Consider the following 18692-nt stretch of genomic DNA (forward strand, 5'->3'; position numbering starts at 1 on the left):
GAAACCGGGAGTGGGCTGCGGACGCGCTTAAGGCCGTGTTTGCTATGGAATCACGCGACAAGGCGTTGGAGAAGGCGGAATCCGTCGCCAAGGAACTGGAGACAAGGAAGCTCAGAGAGGCTGCCAAATGCCTGCGCGAAGGCATTAGCGAGACGACGACCTACCTGCTCGACGACTATCCGAGGGAACATCGCCGGCGCATCCGTACGAACAACATGATCGAACGATTGAACCGCGAGATCAGGCGACGCACGCGCGTGGTCGGCTCGTTTCCGGACGGGCGGAGCGCGTTGATGCTCGTCTGCGCGCGCGTCCGCTACGTGACCTCGAACGAGTGGTCGACGCGCCGTTACCTCGACATGTCCCGGCTCGGTGAGAGCGTACCAGTAGCGAACTGATCATCGTCGCAGAGCCGGGCGAAGACCAAAGTGCGCAAGAATCCGGGCACTACCATCATGCGTTGAAATGCGAGTGAATGTTCCATTTATTTAGACAAATAAAAGTGGCTCGCTTATCGGATATACATATAAACGAGCCTTACCTTATTTATTAGAATAAATTATTCCCACAGTATGGGCAATGGTCCATACCAAGGGTACCAGTAGTAGGAAGACGCTTTTCACAATGAGGGCATTTCCAAACGATAAACTGAAGAATGAAACCACCGATTGCGCTTGCCAATCCCGCGAATCCGAAGATAACCGTCAATCGTTCATCAACGAGAATCGCGATGATGAACAGAACCATTCCCAATACAATCAGTGAATAGTACAGTGCTTGCCATTTTCTCAGATTCATTTTTCAACCTTTCATGTTGAGAGAGGGCTATGCGATCTCAAATCAGTGCACTTGTCCCATTCACGCGAAGCAGGGAGTGGAAACCTTAGATACACTTTTGCTTTCAACACGTGTAATCGCCAGCAACACTGCCGCGACGGAAGCTATGAAAGCAACCTTGCTTTTCATGATCTTCTCCTTGATTGTGGGAACGGATGTAATCTAATCCTCTTTGCATTAGACTACATCCACTCCTCAATTATATACTCATGCGAATCATCTCGTAAGTATCATGTTATGACGTTTAAGCTGGCAACTACGCTTCATTGCCTCATACGAATGGACATTATCCTTCAAGCTCATCACACAACATGTGCAAGAGTTTTATGCGAGAAAGTCTCCATCGGCAACACAGCATCGCACTCAGCGTGACCAAGACAAGCTAGACACCTGCCTGTAGCCCGTACACTCATGCACACGTTGAAATGTGCACAAGAGCCATATCCCCCAGTCCGCGCTGACTTTCACAAGAGAGGGAGCGATGCAGGATACGAAATGGCCCGCCTGCCACAGAGTACAGAGTACGGGAGCAAGCGGGCCATCGCTGTCAATCGTCAGCGAGGCAGCATCATTGGACGCTGCGAGGCGACGATTGGTGCGGGCAGTTCAGTAGTACCGGTCAGGTATTCGTCCACGGCGGCGGCGCAGGAGCGTCCTTCTGAGATCGCCCACACGACAAGGCTCTGGCCGCGGCCGGCATCACCGGCGACGAACACGCCGTCCTGCGACGTGGCGAACTTGTCGTTGCGCGCCACGTTACCGCGCTTGTCGAGTTCAACCGGCAACTGGTCAACCAGCGTAGTGGTGTCTGGGTGCAGGAAGCCGACCGAGATGAGCACCAGATCGGCGGGCAGTACACGCTCAGTACCGGGCTGGCGGGTGAACGGACCGTTCTCCCCCGGTGCCACGTCTACCACGCGCAGACCGGTCACATGACCGTTCTCGTCGGCGATGAAACCTTCTGTGGCAGTCGAGTTCTCGACATGCACCTTCGCCTGTTCCTCTTCAGAACCAATGAAGTTCACCGAGTCCGTGCTGTACATGTAGGTGCCGCCCTCCTCCATCGAGGAAGTCTTCTGGTAGAGTCGCGCGAACGTTGGCCACGGCTGGTTATCAGGGCGTGAACTCGGCTCCTTCGGCATGATCTGCAGAACCGTGACATCCTTCGCCCCCTGACGGATGGACGTACCGAGGCAGTCGGAGCCGGTGTCGCCACCGCCGATGACAATGACATGCTTGTCCTTAGCAGTAATGTCATTGACCGGCTTCACACCGTAAACGCGACGGGTCGCATCCGGCAGGAAGTCCATCGCGAAATGAATGCCTTTCAATTCACGGCCAGGCAGCTTCATATCACGCGGCACACGAGAACCGATAGCCACAACCACAGCATCATAACGGGAACGCAAATCGTCCCACGTGATGTCCTTGCCAATCTCCACGCCAGTGCGGAAGCGAGTACCCTCAGCTTCCATCTGCTTGACGCGTCGGTCGAGCAGTCGCTTGTCGAGCTTGAAGTTCGGAATACCGTAGCGCATCAGACCACCGATCGCATCGTCACGCTCGTACACAACAACCGTGTGACCAGCGCGAGTCAGCTGCTGCGCGCAGGCAAGGCCAGCAGGACCAGAACCGACAACGGCAACAGTCTGATCAGTTAAACGCTGCGGCGGCAAAGGCTTGACATAGTCAAGATCCCATGCCTGATCGATGATCGTACACTCGTCATTCTTGATCATGGTCGGCGGCTGGTGAATGCCAAGCACACACGCCTGCTCGCACAGAGCCGGGCAGATACGACCCGTCACTTCAGGGAAATTATTTGTGGTAGACAGACGATTGTAAGCGTCCTCCCACTTTTCCTGACGTACGAGATCGTTGAATTCAGGAATGATATTGCCCAGCGGGCATCCAGTCATGCAGAACGGAGTACCACAGTCCATGCAACGCGCCGCCTGTGCAGTCGTCCACGGTTGCAGACCGGACTCGGCGTGCACGTCAAGCCAGTCCTTGATACGTTCGGCGACCGGACGCTCGGCGAGCTCCCGACGGGTACGGACCTTCAGGAATCCACGAGGATCTCCCATATCAGTGCGCTCCTTCCATCACATGCTCGTACACCTGTTCCCAGGCACCGGGCGCATTGAAATCAATATTGTCTTCCTCGGCCTTCTTCATGGCCTCGGTCATAGCCAGATAATGTTCGGGCACTACGCGAGTGAAGCGCAGCACGTTCTCATCCCAGTTGGCAAGCAACTCAGCAGCAAATGCAGAACCAGTTTCCTTAGCGTGCTGTTCAACGAGCGCGCGCACGATCGGCTCAGTTGTCTCATCAAGCGGCTGGAACAAGAGTGCACCACTATCGCGACCTTCAGGATTGACCTGCTTCATGTCGAGGTCGAGGACGTACGTGTTGCCGCCGGAGAAGCCAGCACCGAAGTTGCGGCCAGTCGGACCAAGCACGACAACCGTACCGCCGGTCATGTATTCGCAGCCGTGATCGCCCACGCCTTCGACTACAAACGTCGCACCGGAGTTACGCACAGCGAATCGCTCGCCTGCGCGTCCAGCGACGAACATTTGACCGGAGGTCGCGCCGAAACCAGTCACGTTACCGGCAATCACATTCTCATGCGGGTTGAAGGTGACATCCGCATTCGGACGCACGATCAGACGACCACCAGACAAGCCTTTACCGGCGTAGTCGTTGACTTCACCGATCACGCGAATCGTTTCGCCGCTCGGAATGAACGCACCGATAGACTGGCCGCCAGCACCGTGGAAGGTCATGTCAATCGTGTTGTCCGGCAGTCCTTCGGCACCATAGCGACGCGTGATCTCGTAGCCGACCATCGTGCCGAGCGTACGGTTGACGTTACGAATCGGCATATCGATTGTGACTGGCTCACGACGTTCAAGCGCAGGCTCAGCAAGTTCGATGAGCTTATTGTCGAGCGCCTTCTCCAGCTCGTGATTCTGCGGCTCAGTGTTGTGCAGAATCGTGCCTGGAACTGGGCCGGGCTGCATGAGCACATTGGTCAGGTCGATGCCATCGGCCTTCCAACGCTTAATAGCCTCGTTCTGATCAAGGCATTCGACATGGCCTACAGCTTCTTCAATTGAGTGGAAGCCAAGTTCAGCGAGAATCTCGCGCACTTCCTCGGCGATGTACATGAAGAAGTTGATGACCGATTCAGGCTTGCCGCGGAAGCGGGCGCGAAGTTCCGGGTCCTGCGTAGCAATGCCTTGCGGGCAAGTGTTCTTCTGGCAAGCGCGCATCATGACACAGCCTTCGACAATCAACGCCGCGGTCGCGAAGCCGAATTCCTCAGCACCGAGCAGCGCAGCGATCACCACGTCACGGCCAGTCTTAAGCTCACCATCGCACTGCACAACGATGCGAGAACGCAAGCCGTTCAAAATCAGCGTCTGCTGCGTTTCACTCAAGCCAATCTCCCACGGGGTACCCGCGTGACGAATCGCGTTGAGCGGCGCCGCGCCGGTGCCGCCGTCGTAGCCGGAAATCAGCACTACGTCGGCATGGCACTTGGCCACGCCGGCCGCAATCGTACCGACACCGAACTCGGAAACAAGCTTGACGTGAATGCGCGCCTTCGGGTTCGCCATCTTCGCGTCGTTGATCAGCTGCTTCAAATCCTCGATCGAGTAAATATCGTGGTGAGGCGGTGGGGAAATGAGTTCCACGCCCGGGGTCGCGTGACGAACCTTAGCAATCCACGGCGGGACCTTCGCGCCTGGCAGATGGCCACCCTCACCGGGCTTAGCGCCCTGTGCGAGCTTGATCTGCAAATCGGTGGCGTGCACGAGGTAGTCAGAAGTGACACCGAAACGCGCCGAAGCGATCTGCTTGATACGACTGTAGCGCAGCGGATCGGTAATACGATCGTCAGATTCGCCGCCTTCACCGGAGTTGGAGCGCGCGCCGAGCGTGTTCATAGCAATCGCGAGCGTTTCATGCGCTTCTTGCGAGATGGAACCGTAGCTCATCGCACCAGTGGAGAAACGCTTGACGATCTCGGACGCCGGTTCAACTTCGCTGATATCAACCGACTTACGATCGTGCTTGAACTTCATCAGGCCGCGCAACGTCATAATACGGTTTGACGTGTCGTTGATATGCGACGAATACTTCTTAAACATCTGGTAGTCGCCGCGCGCGGTGGACTGCTGCAGCAGGAAGATCGCCTCAGGATCGTTGAGATGATCTTCACCGGTACGACGCCATTTGTATTCGCCGCCGGTTTCGAGATTCATGTGCGGGAATGCGGTCCACTGGTTTGGATAGGCGACACGGTGACGAATCGCGACTTCTTCAGCAATCTCGTCAAGTCCAACACCACCGACCTGCGAAACAGTGCCAGTAAAGTACTTGTCGACCGTATCCTTGCTCAGGCCCACGGCTTCAAACAGTTGCGCACCACGGTAGCTCATAATCGTGGAAACACCCATCTTTGCCATGATCTTGAGCACGCCGATCGACAATGCCTTGGTGAGATTCTTCACTGCAGTAGGCGCATCGACCTTGAGATAACCGGTACGAGCAAGATTTTCGACAGATTCAAACGCAAGGTACGGGTTCACGCAGGCCGCACCGTACGCGATAAGCAGTGCAACATGGTGAATTTCGCGCACATCGCCAGCTTCGACTGCCATCGAAATCTGCGTACGCGTGTGACGACGCAGCAAATGATGCTGCACCGCACTCGTGAGCAGCAGCGACGGAATCGGACCCCACGTATGGTTTGAATCACGATCGGACAGCACAATGAAGTTGCTACCGTTCGCAATTGCATCATCAACTTCAACGAAAATCTCTTCGAGACGCTCTTCGAGCGCCTTGCCACCACCGGCAACTTGATAGAGACCCTTAACGACGAACGGACGATAGTAGCCGCCGAGCACCTTAGCTTTGTCGAGACGCTTGAGCTGAGCCATCTCGTCAGAGTTAATAACCGGCAGCGGAATCAAAATCTTCTTCGCGTGCAGTTCGCTGTCCTCAAGCAGGTTCGGCTCAGGGCCGATCGCTGATTCAAGCGAGGTGACAATCTCTTCACGCTCCCAGTCGAGCGGCGGGTTGGTGACCTGCGCGAACTTCTGGTGGAAGTAGTCGAACAGCATGCGGCTGCGCTTGGAAAGCACCGGCAGCGGGTTGTCGTTACCCATCGAACCGAGCGGTTCCTTACCAGTGTTCGCCATCGGCGCGAGCAACAGTTTCAAATCCTCTTCGGTGTAGCCGAACGCGCGCTGACGGCGTTGCACAGACTGGCCGGAGTGGCTTACATGCTCACGCTGAGGCAGGTCACTCATTTCAACCGAGTTACCTTCAACCCACTGACGATACGGATGCTGAGAGGCAAGACTCTTCTTGATCTCCTCATCGGGGATGATACGGCCTTCGGCAGTGTCCACAAGGAACATCTTGCCCGGCTCCAGCCGGCCCTTAGACACCACATGCGCATCATCGATTTCCGGCAATACGCCCGCCTCGGAAGCAAGCACCAGATAGCCGTCGTCGGTCAGCTGCCAGCGGCCAGGGCGGAAACCGTTACGGTCGAGCAGAGCACCAACCTGCGTACCATCGGTAAAGATAATGTCAGCCGGGCCATCCCACGGTTCGATCAGCGTGTTGTTGTATTCGTAGAATGCGCGCACATCCGGGTCAAGCTGATCATTGTTCTCCCATGCCGGCGGCAACATCATCGAAATTGCGTGCGGCAGTGAGCGTCCGGCGAGATGCAGGAGTTCAAGGCACTCGTCAAACGTACCGGAATCTGAGTAACCGGGCGTAGTGATCGGCAGAAGCGGTTTGAACTCGCCCAGCAGCTGCGAGCTCAAACGGCCTTCACGAGCAGACAGCCAGTTGCGGTTGCCTTGAATCGTGTTGATCTCACCGTTATGTGCCAGCAGTCGGAACGGCTGAGCAAGCGGCCAGCTCGGGAACGTATTCGTAGAGAAACGCGAATGTACGATTGCGATCGTAGCCTTCATAGCCGGATTACTCAGGTCCGGGAAGAACGGGGTGAGCTGCATCGTGGTGAGCATGCCCTTGTACGTGATCGTACGAGCAGACAGCGATGCGAAATAGATACCCACTTCGTGTTCAACGCGCTTGCGAATGCGGAACGTCTTACGGTCGAGATCGATGCCAGCGAGCTCACCGTCTGGATCAGCAACAATGAGTGTCTTGAAGCTCGGCATCGAAGCGAGTGCTTGCAGACCTAGACCATCCGGATTGGTGGGCACGACACGCCATGCGAGGACCTCAAGTCCTTCTTCTCGCACAATGTTGGCGATGGCCTGCTCTTGCTGGCCGGAAGTGGCGATATCTCGATCAAGGAATGCAATGCCGGCTGCATAGTGTCCAGCTTCAGGCAGTTCAACACCGGCAGTAGCGCGCATGAACTCATCAGGCATGCTCATCAAAATGCCTGCGCCGTCGCCAGTGTTTTCCTCGGCACCAACAGCACCACGATGGTTGAGGTTGACGAGCACCTCGATCGCATCGTCAATAATCTTGCGTTCGGGGCGCTTGTTGAGCGTGGTGACCATACCGACGCCGCAGGCGTCGTGTTCACTACCTGGGTCGTACAGACCTTGTGATGGATGAATGCTCAAGTTGAGCGGGGCGTGGAAAGTCACCGAAACCACCTTCATATCGTTTTGGCAGAGCCACTGGGATTCTGCGGTTCTTTAGGTAATGCGTAGACAGACTACCGCTCGCTCGTGTCATACACGTTTCACCGTCCATATACCGAATAGCGGAATTTGTCAATACCTAAATTCTAGTTTATTCCCAGTTGATGGTTGTGACTGCGTCGTGTTGCGATCTACTTAAATCATTGCGGATTCAGCTTGCATAAGATGAACGTTCGAGCGCATAAGGCGCGCATCTTCGCGAGTGATCTCCTTGTTTTCGAGCATTTCACGAATGGTATCAAGTTCCATACGCATAGCATCGTTACGCACAGCATCAATCGTTGATTCGTCAACCGCAGGCATAGGTGACATCGATGTGTCGAGAATCTGGTTCAGTCCTTTGCGATATTCGATAAGTAATTCAGCAACCAGCTCAGCATCGTAGACGTGATCGAGCATGAGATCTTGCAGTCGATCAATAATGTCGTTATACAAAGGCACTTGCACCGCGCGAATTGCTTTAGTGCGTTCCGCTTCAAGTCCCGGCGTGTGACGTGCAACCCCTTCCCAGAATCGGCGCATCACTGGCATGAACCGACGGCGTAGTTTGGCAACACGGAACGACAATCCGCGTCCGCGACGACCATCAACTCCGGGCTCCATCCTTGCGAGCACACTTTCGATATGCTCATACAAGGAGCGCGCTCCTTCAAGCTGCATAATCGTCTCTTCATCAGGATGAGCGATGCCTTCACGCGAAACGATTGCATCACGCAGCCAATCACGTTCCCATCTCAAGGTACGAATACGCAGTTCGTTAGCTTCACGAGGCGAAGAACCGGAAATATTTGCTTCAACGCGTCCAATACGATCATTGTAGCTTTTCAATACTTTCGTAACAGCAGCATGGGTTGCGGGAGTTTCATTGTCCACGATTTTCGCGATCGTACGACGCAACATTTCAATATCACGACGTGCCCACTCTTCACGCGAGGTATCTTCCGGTTTAGGAGACAACAGCGGAAGCATAACGTTCGATATGACAATAGAAAGCACGATATAGCCGGAAACAATAAACAGGATAATATTGCGCACCGGCACCGATGCCCCATTATCAATCGAATACGGCAGTGAGAATGCCATTGCCAGCGATATAGCGCCTTTCGGACCGCCGAACGTCATTACGATAGCGGAATGCCAACGTTCCGGCGTCATCCTACGCCGCAATCCAGTAACGAGATCTTTCGCAAGTCGCAACGTCGCCGCGCACCAAGCGAAACGCAATACCAATGTCAGTACGGTCAGTAACAGTACGAGACCGATCATCGCCCACAAATTGACGCGCGGGTCTTCCCAAATTGCCCACATAGCAATAGGTAGTTCAATACCGAGGAGTACGAACACTACGCCGTTGAGCGTAAAGTCAACGAAATGCCATACGGAATTTGACACGAGGTTGACGCGTGCCACGTCACCGCCCACACCAGTGTGAGGGAATGTGATCACCACGCCGCATGCAACTACTGCAAGCAGCCCAGAGATACCAATGCGTTCAGAGAGTAGGTACACGCCAAACGGTAGGAAAATCTCCATAAGCATACGCGTGGTAACATCTTCGAGATTGTGCCGCCGCAACATGAGTACCACGCGGTCAAACGCCCATCCGACCGCAGCTCCGATCGCCGTACCGAGAATAAAACTCGCGATCACCTGCGAGCCGAATCCTACTGGCGAAAAGCGTCCGGTAGCGAGCGCCACAAGCATTGTTTGAAATCCAACAAGGCTCACCGGATCGTTCAGCAAACTCTCGCTTTGTAAGACTGACTGTTGACGGTCAGTGAGCTTGACCACACCGCCAAGTTGAGCAACCGATACAGCGTCAGTCGGGCTGATCACCGCGCCCATCGCCACAGCTGCCATCATCGGAATTGCCGGCCACACTGCATGCAAAGCCGCGCCGCTAACCGCCATTGTCACAAGTACAAGGCCGACTGCGAGCGACATAGACAGGCCAAGATCGCGGCTTAGCGCTTTACGATCAATGTTGCGCGCTTCAAGATAAAACAGAGGCACGATGAACAACAGCATGAACATGTCCGGTTCAAACTGAATGTTCTGCAAAGATGGGGTGAAATACCACGCGATACCGAATGCTATTTGAATAAGCGGCGTGGAAATTTTAGGTAAGAATCGGCTGAGGAATGAGGAGATCAGTATTGCGAACAGTATTTCCGTGACGAGTATTGCAGTCGCCATCGTACAGTCTCCTTTTTGGGCCTAATGCGTGCGGACACAGTGTTACGCTATCTACTGCCGTCACGTATCCAGCTGTATGTACAGCGATTCTTCGTAGCGGAACCCGCAGGTGACCACTGTAGAGACCCTTTCAATAGCTCATGATATGAGTTGTACCGTTATATTGACCGCGGCACTAACAAAAGACATATGAACTTTTTCCAATTTAGCGGCATGTCTTTAACGATTTACTAACGTTTTATCGCATCTGTTGCCAAATATTCTCTTTACCTCGATATTGTGTGAACGAGTTAGGTACGGCTCTGACTAGTGTAAAACCAGTTGGCAAGCGGTACGCTGCAGCATAACTGATGACTTCATTGGATGAAAACGGGACAACATAATGGCAGGTAAACATAGCAACGTGACTCGTACAGTTCGTGACAACGAAAGTAGTACGAGGAACGATGAGACTAGCTCTGCAATCAGTGAACTGCTGAGCTGGGTTCCGTGGATTGTTGTGCCGATTGTTGTCGTGGCGCTGGTGCGTGTACTTCTGCTTGGCACCTATGTGATTCCCTCAGGCAGTATGTTAGATACGATTCAGTTAGAGGATCGTGTAGCGGCAGTTAAAGTGATGAAGCCGCAACGTGGAGACATTGTCGTCTTTAAAGATCCTGACCACTGGCTGACGTCTGGTAAGGGGAAATATTTGATTAAGCGTGTGATCGGATTGCCCGGTGACACAATCAGCTGCGAAGGGGCCGGCGCTCCCTTAAAGATCAACGGAGTGACGATTGACGAGTCTGCATATCTGAAGACTGGTGTGAATCCGTCCGATCAGGCATTCAGCGTCACTATTAGCGAAGGCATGATGTGGGTGATGGGCGACAACCGTTCAGGTAGTGCGGACAGCCGTGCACATCAGAGCGATGCGCACGGCGGTCAAGTGCCACTGTCTAATGTGGAAGGCGTGGCTGTGTTTACGTTCTGGCCGGCAAATCGCATTCATGTGCTTAATGGACATCACGAGGTGTTCGACTCAGTACCGGCAGCCTCAACTTCAACGCACTAGTGTCCTGCGTCAGAAGTTCGTTTGCTGTATTTGCAGCTCCCCTTGTCAGAACATTGAAAACGAACTTACGATACAGGACACTTGCCAAAAATACAGTCAATACACCGGAGATAGTGCCTGTGCAATCACTGGCGATAGTAGCTTAAGAAATCAGAGAGCTTACTCACCGCATCCTTAAGCACTTCAATACGTGGCAAGTAGACAATGCGGAAATGATCTGGCTCTTGCCAGTTAAATCCGCCACCGCGTGTGATCAGAATACGCTTGTCGTGTAGCAAATCGAGCGCAAACTGTTCGTCGTCGGTTACGTTGAACTTTTTGACATCAATTTTCGGGAAAATATAGAACGCAGCCTTCGGCTTGACTGCGGTTACACCGTCAATCGCGTTCAGGGCCTCATAAATATAGTCACGCTGATCGTGAATACGACCGCCGGGCACAATGTAGTCGTTGACGGACTGGTGCCCACCGAGTGCAGTTTGCACGATCGACTGTGCGGGCACGTTCGAGCAAATACGCATGTTAGCGAGCATATTGAGTCCTTCAATATAGTCCTTGGCAATGCGTTTGTTACCGGACAGCACCATCCATCCGACACGGTATCCGGCGATCATATGCGATTTCGACAGTCCAGAGAACGTGACACAGAACAAGTCAGGGGCCATTGACGCAATGGAAACATGCTTAAGACCGTCCATGACGAGTCGATCATAGATTTCGTCAGAGAAGATCATGAGCTGATGCTCACGAGCAAGGTCGACGATCTGCTGCAACACTTCAGGCGGATAAAGTGCTCCAGTTGGATTGTTCGGGTTGATAATCACGATCGCAACCGTGCGATCGGTGATTTTGGCGCGCATGTCATCGATATCGGGATACCATTCGGACTGCTCGTCGCACGTGTAGTGCACGGCAGTACCGCCAGCGAGGTTCACACACGCGGTCCACAGCGGATAGTCAGGACTCGGTACGAGCACTTCGTCACCATCGTCAAGCAATGCAGACATAGATAGGTTGATAAGTTCGCTTACGCCGTTACCCGTGTAAATATCTTCAATACCAACGTTCGGAATGTTCTTGAGCTGCGCATACTGCATGATGGCTTTGCGCGCGGAGAAGAGTCCTTTGGACGCGGAGTATCCCTCCGTTTCAGTGAGCTGACGTGACATATCGTACACGACTTCATCAGGTGTGCGGAAACCAAACGGTGCAGGATTGCCAATGTTGAGTTTCAACACATGCATACCTGCTTCTTCCATACGAGCAGCTTCATCAACGACTGGGCCACGCACGTCGTAGAGCACATTGTCAAGTTTGGTAGATTTATGGAACTGGCGCATGGGGATTCCTTCTTCCGTGAGGATGGGTGAGTGGGTAAATGTTTCGTCGGTAGCGGTTGATGACAGTGGCACGTGTTGTGTTTGAGCAAGTGGTGATGCCAAATGATCTGATTCGTCTAAACGATGATGACGCGCATCGTATTCAGCCGCGCTCATCGGCACGTCATGACCGAGAAGCCACTGATCATCAACATCAAGCGTGGTGGCGAGAAAATGTAGAATCTCAGTTCGAGGTACCGTCTTGCCACTGACGTACTGACTGATATGACTTTTGCCGAGTTTGACACCGGCACGTTGGGCAGTGCGTACGATATCCACCTGTTTGAGATGACGGGCGTTCATCGCGATGGTAAGCCGTGTCGCAAAACTGTCCATGCCACTCCCCCAATCAGCTCACGGAAAGTTCAAAGTTCAACTTCATTGGTTCAAACCATAGCACTACCTCATATCAAGAAACGCCCATCAAGTTCAATTTTTGTTATGCGCATGAACACGAAATTGAACTCGATGGGCACGCCGAATAGAATCTCACTCTTCCATTATTGTCGAACGGTATTTTGCACAAAAATGAAGATACAGCATAGAAATTTTGCACCAAATCATTCTTTTAAAGACCGTCGTTTTGCACATACATAGTCTAGAATGCTACATCTGGAATGCTGCAGACCAGTGTGAGAACATCAGGCAAAAGAGAATCCATGCATGAAGCCATTGCTAATGGCAAATCACTACATTCGACGAGTTACAACATCGGTGCCGTAACGGCCATAGTTACCATCCGCGCCCGTATCCCATGAAATCGGCGTGAACGTCATACCTGTAGGATCGAACGTAGTAGTACTAGTAATCACACAGTCAGTATTTGGCGCGCAACCGTCAGTGCTAACTGCAAAATACGTGTTAGTGATGTTGCCAGCATCATCAGTGAACTGGTAACGAATTTCATAGAATGACAATGTATTTGCAGTGTTGTTGTGTATCGTAATCTGAAAAACGTGATATCCATATGAGAATTGTGCTGGTCCAACAGCTTTCACCGTAATTGGCGGATTCGCATCACCGTTAACAGCCGAGAACTCTTTGACGAGGTCTTGATAATGCTCTTTTTCTTTCACAACTTGCGAGACAGCATTGCTAGCCTCATCAAGCTTCTGCTTACTGCTATCGGCATCCTGCTGGGATTCCTTCAGATCACTTTGTGCACGTTTCAACTCTTGAACTTTAGCCTGATATTGCTCACTGCCCAACACATTGACAGAGCGTTTGCCCATATTCCAGCCCAACATGCCCACTGCAATTACCACAATCACGCACATCACAGCAGCTGTCATATTCTTCAACCGCACTGAAGCAAACATCTTCGTCGCATTTGACTCATTCGTACCAGTCAAACTGGGCTGCTCCCCACGCCAGACGCATTGTTTGCATCATTCATGTCTATCACGTTGTTCTTACTCTCATCGTTATCCACGATACTCATGAGATCACCTTCGCTGCCACATCGCTGCCGAACTGCACGTTCTTGAATTGGCTATCACTATACGTCTGGTAGTAATAGTGCTTCGGTCGAAACAGGTCGCCTGCTGCACCCTTAGCAATAAGTTCTTTCGCAACCACAGCTGTTTTGCCCGGAAGGAACCGAATATCATCAGCCGAAACTGATTGGTCGCTATCAACCACTGTTCCGTCCGGTTTTACAATGTCTCCAATAATCTCAATTTTTGTGATGACATGTCCCGAAGTGTTCCGCACCACAAACTTTGGATGAATATACGTTCCACTACCGATTTCATTTGGCACAATGTTTACGTCAAACGACTCAACCTTTAACGGCTGGTCTGCAACACTTCCGGCAGGGACGTACCGTTCGTATTCCTGTTTCGCTTCTTGCAACTGCTTATCTGCAGTCTGTTGCTGCTCCTGAAGTTCCTTAAGCTGATCAGCAGACTGACGTGACGCATCCTTATTCACTTCAGTCTGCTGTTTAGCATTGGCGATGCGCGTTGTCACATCCTGATACTCAGCCGTATCAGCCGGATTGACCGTCATCCTTCCGGCAACATACGCGCCGATGAATATAAGTACTGCCACAATTGCCGTCACGATAGCCGTAATAGCAAACTTACCCATATGCACGTGCGCAGTTACAGAACGCAGCAAATCATCATCTTTCATATTGCCAACTGTAATTGACTACACTACATCATAGGAATCAACGTCATCGAAAATTCATCTCACACAACTCGGTGAACTCCGGGCACCATCGGTCAGCGCTGTAAGAAGTCAGATGGCGGTGAATATCAGGACCAACCCAACCCTTTCCCGCCACTCAGCCATGTGCCACGCCACTCACACCTCAGTCAGTTCAGGTGTGCGGCGGACGGAGAAACGGAACATGAGCACGGCCATCACAACTCCGGCGAGCGCCATGCCGGCGATCGGCCACATGCTCGACACGAAGCCCTGAAGATACGAGTCGGAGGCGGTCGCACCGGAGCGCGCGGCCGAAGCGGCGAATTCCGTGATCAACGCGCTGGCAACGGCGGCAACGAGCATTGCGCGCATTTTGCGAAGAAATGAGTGTCTATACCTTCGCAAAGTGCGCGCAATGTTCGTGATTGACGGGTTATTCCACTGATTTAAGGGCTGCGAGCATGTCCACGTCACGCAACCGCCGGTAGACTATCCAGCCGAGCGCAGCAAGTACGGCGATAATCAGGATAATCGGCACGACGAATGCGGCCCATCCGAGTGCCGGGTCGAACATCACCTCGTCCGGAGGCACTTCGGTGATGATGTACCGATGTAATCCGGCGCCGAACGCGTAACCGGCAAGAATACCAAGGACGGACAGTATTATCGTTTCGCGGTAAATATACATGGTGGTTTCGCGCGAATGGAAGCCGAGCACCTTGATGGTGGACAGTTCGCGGATGCGTTCGGAGACGTTGAGATTCGTGAGGTTGTACAAGATCACCACGGCGAGCAGGCCCGCCACTAGAATCAACACCTCCATGATCTGGTCGAGCGAGTCAACGATGGTTGCCACTTGACTTTTCATCGTAGTGTTCTGCACCACGCCCTTGACACCGTCCACGGTCATGAATTCTGCTCCTTGCCGTTCGGCGTTCTCAATGGACGTGTCCTTCAGCCGTACCAAATAGGCATTCGACCGATAGTCCTTATCGAACACATGCTCGTATTCACCGGAGGTCATCACCATGAAATGGCCGATGTACATTTCGCTGATGCCGTCCACACGTATGGACCGGCTCGCACCCTCCTCGTCGGCAACAGTGACGGTATCTCCTACGTTCGCATCCAACATGGCGGACATGCGTTCCGAGATGATCGCACCACGATCACTCAATACCTGCGGTGTATGACCGACGCGAGAGCGCAACGTGAGGTAATCGCCGAAATTGTAGGCATCATCGGTGACCAGCAGCGTAATAGTCTGCTTGTCGTGCTGCTCGTCAGCCGCGATGGTGAGTTCTTCATACCGGATCGCTGTTGATGATGCGACGGCTTCACGGTTCATCGATTCGGCTACGGTTTGGCGTTGCTCAGCGTTGTTGTCGCTTCGCTCGGCAACGATCAGATCGTAGTGGACGATTTCGTCGAATTGTCGTTCGCCAATCTGCCCGATGGATGCCTGCACGCCAAGACCTGCAGTGAGCAGGCTCACAGCACCGGCAACGCCAAAGATGGTCATAAAGCCACGAGACTTGTAACGGAACAGGTTGCGGGCGGTGACTTTGCGAGTGAAGTTCAGCCGATTCCACAGTGGTGTGATGCGTTCGAGCAGAATTGTTGAGCCTTTGGCCGGCGGCTTGGGCAGCAAAAGCGCGGCCGGCTTCTCGCGCAGTTCGCGCACTGAGACAAGAATGGCCGGAATCACGGCACTTGCCCATGCGAGTAGAAACGCCACGATGGTGATGCCCGGATGGAATTCGAGTGCGATGCGCGGCATGGTGAATCCGTCACTGTAGGCATGGTAGACGATCATCGGCAACAGCGTGTGCCCCGCTATGACACCGAGGAAGGTGCCGAGCGTGGATGCAGCGAAACCATAGCAGACGAATTTCTTTACAATATCGTGGTTGCCATATCCGAGCGCTTTGAGCGTGCCTGAATTGGTGCGTTCCTCGTCGACCATGCGGCCCATAGTAGTAAATGTGACGAGAGCAGCGACAAGATAGAGGAATACGGGGAAGATCATGGCGAGTTTGACGACAATGTTCGCGATGATCTCGTACACGCGGTAGCCTTCAGAAGTTAATCCTTCGCGTCGGCTGTCCACCGAATAGGCGGGCACTTCAAGCGTATCGACTTTTTCGCGGGCGAGTGCGATGTCGTGTTCGGCATCTTTGATCTTCTGCTCGGCGGCTGGCTTGGCATCATTGAACTCTTGCAGTTTGGTCTCGTATTCAGATTCAGCTTGTTCGAGCTCACGACTGCCTTCGATAAGCTGGGTTGCGCCGTCTGCCACTGTTGCGGGAGCAGAGGAAACGGCTTGTCCGAGCTCGTTTTCCTTATTGGCAAGTTGATTGTTTGCCTCAGCTAGAGCAACGGCGTTCTTCTGATATTCTTCGCTGCCTTGTTCGAGCGTTGTTGCGGCGTCGTTCCACTGGTTCAATGCCGTGTTGTACTGGTTCAGTTTGGCGTTATATTCGTTGACTGCATTGTTGTATGCGCCGACTGCCATATCGTATTGTGCTTTGACACTATCGTATACATTGCCAGTTAGTCCAGTGCTTGCCCAGTTGTTCAGCAGAGCATCGATCTTGTCAAGAACCGGTTTGATAGTTTCGAGCGTGGTGCGAGCAAGGTCGAGTTGCGTTTTGGCGGCTTCCAGTTGAGTCCATGACGTGTCGAGTTGGTCCTGTCCTTGTGTGAGCTGTTGTGCGCCGGCAGCAAGTCGCGTCTGCGCTGCGGTAAGCTGCGATGTTGCAGACGCAATCTGTGCGGTGGCTCCGGACAGTTCCGCAAGTGCGGATGATGCTTGGTCGACGGCTTGCACGCTACTGCTGGTTCGCTGGTCTTTGGCTGCTTCGATTTGTGCTTTGGCATCGTCCAACTGCTGTTGGGCATCGACGAGCTGCTGTTTGGCGTCGTCGACCTGCCGTTGCGCCTTGTCGATTTGTTCGCGCCGACTCTCGCGTATCGTCGCTTCGCGCGCCTTAGGCTGGCCGGCGAGGCGTTTGACGAGTGTGTTCTTGCGTTCTTGCACACGGTCGCGGTATGAGTCGGTCCAATAATCGAGCGACGACGTATCGTCGAAGATGACACGGCCGATCATGGTGACGTCAGAGTTGAACGTATCAGCAGGTACGACCGCGTAACCGTCAAGTTCGCCGGTGCCGGCCGTCGACTGGCCGAGATTAAGATCGGATACCGCTTCGCTCGAGTCTACGAATCCAACGACAGTGAATTCAGTGCGGGTGAGCACGGTGTCACCAGCAATATCAGCTTGTTCCGTGACTTTGATGGTGCTGTCGATGGTGTATTTGTTTCGTTCTGCACTGTTTAATGCGATTTCGCCGACCTTGCTTGGCATTCGCCCTTCGACGATCGCGTAGGTTGATACATGTTTCGGCGCTGAATAGACGCGCAGACTGTGGTTACTGTTGGCAATGGTGACGTCTTTGAAATAGCCGAATTCCGCGGTTTTGACACCGCTGGTGTTGCGAATGATGGTTTCGTCGTCACTGCTTAATCCATAATCACTGATGACGGTGACGTCGGCGAGATGATGATCTGCATAGAACGTGGAGCCGGCCGCGCGCATGTCCGGGGCGGTGACGAACAGGCCGACCAGTGCAAACGAGCCGAGGGTCATAAGGCTGACGATGGAAAGGAATCGTCCTTTGGATTTGGTGAGCGTGACTTGGATGTCTTTCCACAACATGCGTTTGCGCGTCAAGCCGCGGCTGCGTTTGGACTCGGTATGACGGGTTGTACTGCCGGGATCGTCCGGCGTGAGAAAGTCGTTGAGATCGGTCATACAGATCACCATTCCAGGTCGTTGATGTTCATCGGATGTTCGGATAAGGCCCGAAATTTTGCGCACTTTGGCTTGGGCTTGAGATGAAAGGGCATGGCTCGTGTCCTGTGTACGATTTTCTGTCGCCAAACAAAACAAATCGCGATTGGAAAGAGGGCACGAAGCCATGTCACAGCAGATTCTACAGGTCGACCAGGCCATGTTGGAGACCACCCTGGACCGGATGGTCCGTAGAAGCGTCGAGGAGACGTTGAACGCAATGCTCGACGCCGAGGCCGACGAGATCACGGGCGCCGCCCGTTACGAGCGCAGCGGGGATCGCAAGGCGTACCGGGCCGGCCATTACAAGCGTGATCTGACCGTCAAGGCCGGGAAAATGAGCCTGAAGGTACCGAAACTGAAGGGCGCGGTGTTCGAGTCGGCCGTGATCGAGCGTTACCGGCGGCGCGAGGAGAGCGTCGAGGAGGCGCTGATTGACATGTATCTGGCGGGCGTGTCCACGCGTCAGGTTGATGATGTCAGCCAATTGTTGTGGGGTGAT

General features: G+C 53.4%; 11 protein-coding genes. 3 read left to right on the plus strand and 8 right to left on the minus strand.

Annotated features, from left to right (window positions below):
• Positions 1-398 (plus strand): transposase (locus tag BHAP_RS10880; protein WP_211279739.1); only part of this gene is annotated, 398 nt, incomplete at its 5' end.
• A 993-nt stretch (positions 399-1391) separates the two neighbouring features.
• Here the strand turns inward: BHAP_RS10880 and BHAP_RS10885 are convergent.
• The 3 genes from BHAP_RS10885 to BHAP_RS10895 form a co-directional block, all read right to left on the minus strand.
• A complete protein-coding gene (locus tag BHAP_RS10885; RefSeq protein WP_094730686.1) occupies positions 1392-2924 on the minus strand; it encodes a glutamate synthase subunit beta in 1533 nt (510 codons plus the stop codon).
• Position 2925: 1 nt separating this feature from the next.
• Entirely contained in the window at positions 2926-7497 is a 4572-nt protein-coding gene (gene gltB / locus BHAP_RS10890; protein ID WP_094730693.1) for a glutamate synthase large subunit, read from the minus strand.
• A gap of 192 nt (positions 7498-7689) precedes the next feature.
• Positions 7690-9750, minus strand: coding sequence for a cation:proton antiporter (locus BHAP_RS10895; RefSeq protein ID WP_094730687.1), 2061 nt, complete (start codon positions 9748-9750; stop codon positions 7690-7692).
• Between the two features lie 382 nt (positions 9751-10132).
• On the opposite strand from BHAP_RS10895, the gene lepB reads away from it, so the two are divergent.
• Positions 10133-10804 (plus strand): signal peptidase I, encoded by a 672-nt coding sequence (gene lepB / locus BHAP_RS10900; protein WP_094730688.1) that lies wholly within the window; start codon positions 10133-10135, stop codon positions 10802-10804.
• Positions 10805-10929: 125 nt separating this feature from the next.
• Here lepB and BHAP_RS10905 read toward each other — a convergent pair whose 3' ends face one another.
• From BHAP_RS10905 to BHAP_RS10925, 5 genes are all read right to left on the minus strand, one after another.
• A complete protein-coding gene (locus tag BHAP_RS10905; RefSeq protein ID WP_094730689.1) occupies positions 10930-12519 on the minus strand; it encodes an aminotransferase class I/II-fold pyridoxal phosphate-dependent enzyme in 1590 nt (529 codons plus the stop codon).
• Between the two features lie 353 nt (positions 12520-12872).
• Positions 12873-13535 (minus strand): hypothetical protein, encoded by a 663-nt coding sequence (locus BHAP_RS10910; RefSeq protein ID WP_143248805.1) that lies wholly within the window; start codon positions 13533-13535, stop codon positions 12873-12875.
• An 85-nt stretch (positions 13536-13620) separates the two neighbouring features.
• Positions 13621-14319, minus strand: a complete 699-nt coding sequence (locus BHAP_RS10915) for a hypothetical protein (RefSeq protein WP_094730691.1) — start codon at positions 14317-14319, stop codon at positions 13621-13623.
• A 174-nt stretch (positions 14320-14493) separates the two neighbouring features.
• Positions 14494-14700: a hypothetical protein gene (locus BHAP_RS10920; RefSeq protein WP_094730694.1), complete on the minus strand. Its 207-nt coding sequence runs from the start codon at positions 14698-14700 to the stop codon at positions 14494-14496.
• A 70-nt stretch (positions 14701-14770) separates the two neighbouring features.
• Positions 14771-18151, minus strand: coding sequence for an ABC transporter permease (locus BHAP_RS10925; protein WP_094730692.1), 3381 nt, complete (start codon positions 18149-18151; stop codon positions 14771-14773).
• 166 nt (positions 18152-18317) lie between these two features.
• Between BHAP_RS10925 and BHAP_RS10930 the strand changes: the two genes are divergently transcribed.
• Positions 18318-18692 (plus strand): transposase (locus BHAP_RS10930; protein ID WP_211279740.1); only part of this gene is annotated, 375 nt, incomplete at its 3' end.

Source organism: Bifidobacterium hapali (assembly GCF_002259755.1).
Lineage (GTDB): Bacteria > Actinomycetota > Actinomycetes > Actinomycetales > Bifidobacteriaceae > Bifidobacterium > Bifidobacterium hapali.